We start from the raw sequence: 6335 nt of genomic DNA on the forward strand, positions 1-6335 counted from the left end.
TCTTTGCCTTCCAAAAGTATCGTGCCGGGCCCGTTCAATCGACCTTCGGATCCTCGAAGTGCCCGTCTGCCGCGAACTGTCCGCCTTGAAAGCGGACCGCAGGATGGCGCGGGTCAGGCGTGGCCGTGTTCGCATAGACTTCCGCGCGAAAGATGTCGGCGCTATCCTTCGGGCGATAGCCGAGGTACGCGGCCTGCGTGTTGTCCCAGAAGTTTGCGCTGTTGTTCGAGTTGCCGTACACGATCATGTGGCCGACGCTCGGCGTCATCAGCGACTGGATGCACAGGTGCGAAAAATCGTCATACGAGAGCCAGGTGGCCAGCATGCGGCGGTCGACGGGCTTCGGGAAGCACGAACCGATCCGCAGGCAGACGGATTCGATGCCGAACTTGTCGAAGTAGTAGCGCGACAGGTTTTCGACGAACGTCTTGCTGACGCCATACAGGCTGTCCGGGCGCTGCGGCGAGTTCGAGTCGATCGTCTGCGTGCATTCGTAGAAGCCGATCGCATGCACGGAGCTCGCGTAGATCACGCGCTTCACGCCGGCCTGGCGTGCGCCTTCGTAGATGTTGTAGCTGCCGACGATGTTCGAGTCGAGAATGACCTGGAACGTGTTCTCGCGCGGTGCGCCGCCCATATGGATGACCATGTCGACGCCTTTCAGCATCTCGAACACCGCGTCGCGATCGGCAAGGTCGCAAATGAAATGCTTTTCGTTATCCCGAACTTCGCCGAGCGACTGGCGGCCGTTCAGGCTGAGCGTTTCGGCGTACGGGCGCAGCGATTCGCGCAGCACGGAGCCCAGCGCGCCGCCGGCGCCCGTGATCAGGATGTTCTTGAAGGGCGGTTTGGTGATGTCAGTCATGGCACTGTTCCTTATCGGGTGGCGGACGCGTTCAGCGTGTCGAGCGTGATGCCGTAGTCGTCGCGCAATTGCGCTTCGGAGATGTATTCGTTGCGGATGTCGCGCAGCAGCTCTTCCTTGCTGCGTTGTGCCGGCGAGCCGACGCCGCCGCCGCCGGGGAGTGACAGCACGACGCGCTGATACTCGCCGACTGCCTGCGTGCCTTTGCCCTTCATCTTCGTGCCGTCCGACAGTTCCACCTGTCCGGCCGCGCCGGGCTTGCCGCCGGCGTGGCCGCGCGCGGGATGATCGATGCGGTCGAACATCGCGTTGAAGCGGAATTGATAGCCAGCGCGCGGGCCGATTTCGACGATCTGACCGAGGCCGCCGCGGTGCTTGCCTGCGCCACCCGAGCCGGACCGCATTTCCTTGCGCCATACGACAATCGGCCCGACCTGCTCGGTTGCCTCGACCGACATCGCATGGACGCCGCTCGGAAATGCCGTTGCCGACAGGCCGTCGAGCTCGGCACGCGCACCGGTGCCGCCACTGTTGAACATCAGGATCTCGGCGCCCTTGAGTCCCGAGTCCTCGCGAACCGGTCGCGCGCTCACGTGCAGGTTCCACAGCGCACCTGCACCTTCGGTCGGCACGCGATTCGGCAGGATCTTGTCCAGTGCGCCGAGGACCAGGTCCGGAACGAAGTGCCCGAGCACATGCCGGACAGCGACAGGGCTCGGGCGCTGCGCATTCAGGATGCAGCCGGCCGGCGCCTGCACGCGGAACGGCTCGAGCGACGCCGCGTTGTTGGGCACCTCGGGTGCGATGATGCATTTCAGCCCATAGCACGCGTACGCCTTCGCATACAGCAGCGGCACGTTGATCCCGAACGGGCTGGCCGGCGACGATCCGGCGAAGTCGGCCAGCAGATGATCGTCGCCGACCGTCAGCGTCACGTTCAGCGTGACCGGCGTGTCGTAGCCGTCGAGCGTCATCTGATTGGACTGCGTCCCGTTCGGCAGCGCGGCGATCCGTTCGAGCGTCGCTTCGCGGCTGCGCGCGAGAATGAACTCGCCGATGCCCTCGACATCCTTGAGCCCGAATTCCTTCAGCATTTCGAGCAGGCGCTTGTGTCCGGTTTCGTTACAGGAGGCCAGTGCGTACAGGTCGCCGACCACCTTGTCCGCTTCGCGCACGTTGTTGCGCAGGATGTTGATCAGGTCGCGATTGACTTCGCCGCGCTCGATCAGCTTCATGATCGGCACGAACAGGCCTTCCTCGTAGACCTCGCGCGAATCCGGACCGAACCCGCGTCCGCCGATGTCCACCACGTGCGCGGTGCTGGCGAAGTAGCCGATCAATTCGCCATCGAGAAACGACGGCGAGACGACCGTGAAGTCGTGCAGGTGGCCCGTTCCGCGCCACGGATCGTTGGTCAGGTAGACGTCGCCTTCGTACATGCGGTCGACGCCGATCTCGTTCATGAAGTGCTCGACGGCTTCCGCCATCGTATTGACGTGCCCCGGCGTGCCGGTGACCGCCTGCGCGAGCATGCGCCCGCGCTTGTCGAAGATGCCGGCCGACAGGTCACCTGCTTCGCGCACGCTGGTGCTGAACGCGGTGCGGATCAGGGCCATCGCCTGCTCTTCGACGACGGAGATCAGACGGTTCCACATGACCTGCATGTGGATGGTGTCGATGTTGTTGAGGGACATGGTTACTCCTGGTTCGCGGTGGCCGCGGTCAATTCTTTGGACGTCACGAGCAGGCAGCCGTCGGGCTGCACCGTGGCGTTGAACGAGGACGTGACGAGGGTCGAGGTCTCGGCCTCGACGATGATGGCCGGGCCGACGACGGTTTCGCCGACGCCCAGCGTGCCGCGCTCGACGATGGCGGCCTCGACGGAGCGATGCAGTGCTGCATCGAAGATCTTGCGGGTTTTCTGCGCCTTCACCGGGTCGAGGCTGTCGACCAGTTGCAGGCGCTCGACCGGCGGGAGTGGCGAACTCGCCTTGACCGCCCAGCTGACGATCTCGATATCCAGCCCATCGATCGGACGACCGAAGAATTGCGTGTAGGCCTTCGTGAACAGTTCGGCGAAGGTGGCGCGATCCTCGCTGCTGAACCGGCGATACGGAATCGCGATCGGGATTTCCCATCCCTGACCGACATACCGCATGAATGCCTTCACCTCGACCACGGGTTCCACGTCCCCCGACCCCTGGCGCGCAAAATGGTCTGCCTCGGCGCCGAGCTGCTCGACGATCTCGTTGAGTACGTTCGCGTCGAAGTCGGTAAAGCGCATGCTCGCGCTGCGGACGCTTTCATAACCGAACGGCGCGCGCAGGAAGCCGATCGCCGAACCCACGCCGGCGCCCGGCGGCACGATGAACTTCCGGATGCCGCTCTTCTCGCACAGTCGCGCGGCATGCAGCGGGCCGGCGCCGCCGAACGTGATCATCGTGTAGTCGCCGATATCCTTGCCGCTCTCGACCGCGTGTACGCGAGCCGCATTGCTCATGTTCTCGTCGACGACCTCGGCGACGCCATATGCGGCTTCTTCCGGGTTGAGCGACAGCGCCGCACCGACGTCGGCCAGCATTGCGCGGGCCGCATTGTCGGCCGACAACGGAATGGAGCCGCCCGCAAAGTTGTTCGGGTCGAGGCGGCCGAGCAACAGGTCGGCGTCCGTCACGGTCGGCTGCGTGCCGCCGCGCTGGTAGCACGCGGGGCCGGGCTCCGACGCGGCGCTGTGGGGGCCGACGCGGATTTGCCGCATCACGTCGAGCGATGCGATCGAGCCGCCGCCTGCACCGATTTCCACCATCTCGACGACCGGGATCGAAATCGGCATGCCGCTGCCTTTCTTGAATCGATAGGTGCGCGCGACTTCGAACGTGTTGGCGGTCTTGGGCGTGAAATCGTCAATCAGGCAGATCTTGGCCGTCGTGCCGCCCATATCGAACGACAGCACGGTGTCGAGGTCGTAGCGCGCAGCGATATGTGCGGCAAAAATTGCCCCGCCGGCGGGACCAGACTCCACGAGACGAACCGGGAATTCCGATGCGCTTTCGATCGACACGATGCCGCCGCCGGAGTGGATGATGAAGATCGGGCACACGGCGCCGGCCGCGCGAACCTGGCCGAGCAGGCGGTCCAGATACGACTTCATGATCGGACGCACGTATGCGTTCGCACAGACCGTGTTGAAGCGCTCGAACTCGCGGATCTGCGGCGACACTTCGCTCGAGACCGACACGGACACGTTCGGCAACCGCTTCTCGATCGCGTCGCGCATCATGCGCTCGTGCACGCCGTTCACGTACGCGTGGATGAAGCCGATTGCGACGCTCTCATAGCCGCCTTGCTCGACGCGATCGACGACGCGGTCGATTAACGCTTCAGTAGGGGCGAGCAGCACACCGCCTTGCGCATCGATGCGCTCGCTCAGCGTAAAGCGGTCGCAGCGCTCGATCAGCGGCGGCGGAAGCTTGATGTTCAGGTCGTATTGCTCGAAGCGGTTCTCGGTCCGCATCTCGATCGTGTCGCGGAAGCCTTCCGTCGTGACGAAGGCCGTCTTTGCGCCGCGCCGTTCGATGAGGGCGTTCGTTGCGAGCGTCGTGCCGTGAATGATGACGCCGATGTCCTTGAGTTCGATGCCAGCCTTGCTTGCGACGATGCTGACGCCTTTGATGATCGCGCGCTCGGGCGCCGTGTAATCGGTAAGGACCTTGGTGGAAAAGAGCTTCCCACCGAGTTCGAGCGCGACATCGGTAAAGGTCCCGCCGATATCTACACCGACTCGTGCCTTGTCGTGACTGGCCACCATGACTCTCCTGTTTAAACCATTGCATGCGCCTGGCGTACAGCAGGCGGATTCGCGATTCACGAACACCGGATCGTGGGGAGGGCGCAAAGGCTGCCCGTCACGATCCTTGCCGCCCCGCACCCGATCTCCGGAGGGTGCTGAACCGCTGTTTCTTGCTCGTTGACATATGATGAGTGACGTCTTACAGTGCTGTCAACAGAGACAAATTTATTTTCGTTTCCGGCACCTCGTTATGACCCGGATTCAATCGATAAGATGATGTTTTATAACGTGTTTTTCTGTTATTTGTGAGGCGGGTGGCACCCCGCGTCAACCTCTGTACGTAACTATACGCGACGCGAAAAATTTGCAAAAACTATTTTTTTCGGAGATTTTTGAGGGCGGCGAAGGAAGTGCCGCAACCGGGGGGCAGGGGGTGTTTCGGCAGCCCTGCAGGCGTGCTTCCAGGAGGGGGCTTGCCTTGCGTCGTTGTGCCGGCGGTTGGCGCTGGCGGGTTCGTTCAATTTGCCCCCGCTGAGTGGGGCGTTATGGAGTGTCGGTGGATATTTTCATTCAGCAGATCCTCAACGGGCTGGTGCTCGGGAGCGTGTACGCGATCATCGCGCTGGGCTACACGATGGTGTACGGCATTCTCGGCATCATCAACTTCGCGCATGCGGACGTATTGATGGTGGGGGCAATGGTCGCGCTTTCCGTGATCACCGTGCTGCAGAACCACTTCCCGCAGCTCGGCAACATCGCGACGCTGACGATCGCCCTTGGCATTGCCGCCGCCGTCTGTGCCGTCGTCGGCTTCACGATCGAGCGCGTCGCGTACCGGCCGCTGCGCCGCGCGCCACGCCTTGCCCCGCTGATCACCGCGATCGGCGTATCGATCCTGCTGCAAACGGCCGCGATGATCATCTGGTCGCGCAACCCGCTGCCGTTCCCGCAACTGCTGCCGACCGCCCCGATCAACGTGATCAAGGCGACCGACACGACGCCGGGCGCCGTGATCTCGTTGACCGAGATCGTGATCGTCGCCGTCGCGTTCGTCGTGATGGGCGGCCTGTTGCTGCTCGTCCACAAGACCAGGCTCGGCCGCGCGATGCGCGCGATCGCGGAGAACCCGAATAACGCGAGCCTGATGGGCGTGAACCCGAACTTCGTGATCTCGGCGACCTTCATGATCGGCTCGGCGCTCGCGGCGCTCGCCGGCGTGATGATCGCGTCCGAATACGGCAACGTGCACTTCTACATGGGCTTCATTCCCGGCCTGAAGGCGTTTACGGCTGCGGTGCTGGGCGGCATCGGCAATCTCGCGGGCGCGATGGTCGGCGGCCTCGTCCTCGGCCTGATCGAGCAACTGGGCGCCGGCTACATCGGCGATTTCACGGGCGGCGTGTTCGGCAGCAACTACCAGGACGTGTTCGCCTTCATCGTGCTGATCATCGTGCTGGTGTTCCGTCCGTCGGGCCTGCTCGGCGAGCGTGTGGCCGATCGCGCATAAGGAGAGCGAGATGAATTCCACCCAACAGATCGAAACCCCGATGGCACTCGTCGAAGAACGCAACACCGCGAAGACCGTCACCATCGGCATCCTCACCGCGGCGTTCGTGATTGCCGCGCCGATCATCATCGGCGCAGCAGGCGGCAACTACTGGGTCCGCGTGCTCGACTTCG

General features: G+C 63.4%; 4 protein-coding genes and 1 pseudogene. 2 read left to right on the top strand and 3 right to left on the bottom strand.

Annotation, left to right across the window (positions count from 1 at the left end):
• Positions 1-34 precede the first annotated feature (34 nt).
• Genes G3N94_RS10655 through G3N94_RS10665 form a run of 3 tightly spaced genes read right to left on the bottom strand, consistent with a single transcriptional unit; the run spans position 35 to position 4673 of the window.
• Positions 35-865 (bottom strand): NAD(P)-dependent oxidoreductase, encoded by an 831-nt coding sequence (locus G3N94_RS10655; protein WP_205792340.1) that lies wholly within the window; start codon positions 863-865, stop codon positions 35-37.
• Positions 866-876: 11 nt separating this feature from the next.
• Complete coding sequence (locus G3N94_RS10660) at positions 877-2559, bottom strand: hydantoinase B/oxoprolinase family protein (RefSeq protein WP_205792341.1); 1683 nt, start codon at positions 2557-2559, stop codon at positions 877-879.
• 2 nt (positions 2560-2561) lie between these two features.
• Entirely contained in the window at positions 2562-4673 is a 2112-nt protein-coding gene (locus G3N94_RS10665; RefSeq protein ID WP_205792342.1) for a hydantoinase/oxoprolinase family protein, read from the bottom strand.
• 538 nt (positions 4674-5211) lie between these two features.
• On the opposite strand from G3N94_RS10665, the gene G3N94_RS10670 reads away from it, so the two are divergent.
• Positions 5212-6162, top strand: coding sequence for a branched-chain amino acid ABC transporter permease (locus G3N94_RS10670; RefSeq protein ID WP_205792343.1), 951 nt, complete (start codon positions 5212-5214; stop codon positions 6160-6162).
• Between the two features lie 10 nt (positions 6163-6172).
• A pseudogene (locus tag G3N94_RS10675) lies at positions 6173-6335 on the top strand (ABC transporter ATP-binding protein); the annotation flags it as partial.

This window comes from Burkholderia sp. Ac-20353 (assembly GCF_017104785.1).
Taxonomy (GTDB): Bacteria; Pseudomonadota; Gammaproteobacteria; order Burkholderiales; family Burkholderiaceae; genus Burkholderia.

What these genes read in the sequence shown, in the direction of transcription:
- G3N94_RS10655 (WP_205792340.1), bottom strand. Translation starts at nt 865, where the DNA reads ATGACTGACATCACCAAACCGCCCTTCAAGAACATCCTGATCACGGGC.
- G3N94_RS10660 (WP_205792341.1), bottom strand. Translation starts at nt 2,559, where the DNA reads ATGTCCCTCAACAACATCGACACCATCCACATGCAGGTCATGTGGAAC.
- G3N94_RS10665 (WP_205792342.1), bottom strand. Translation starts at nt 4,673, where the DNA reads ATGGTGGCCAGTCACGACAAGGCACGAGTCGGTGTAGATATCGGCGGG.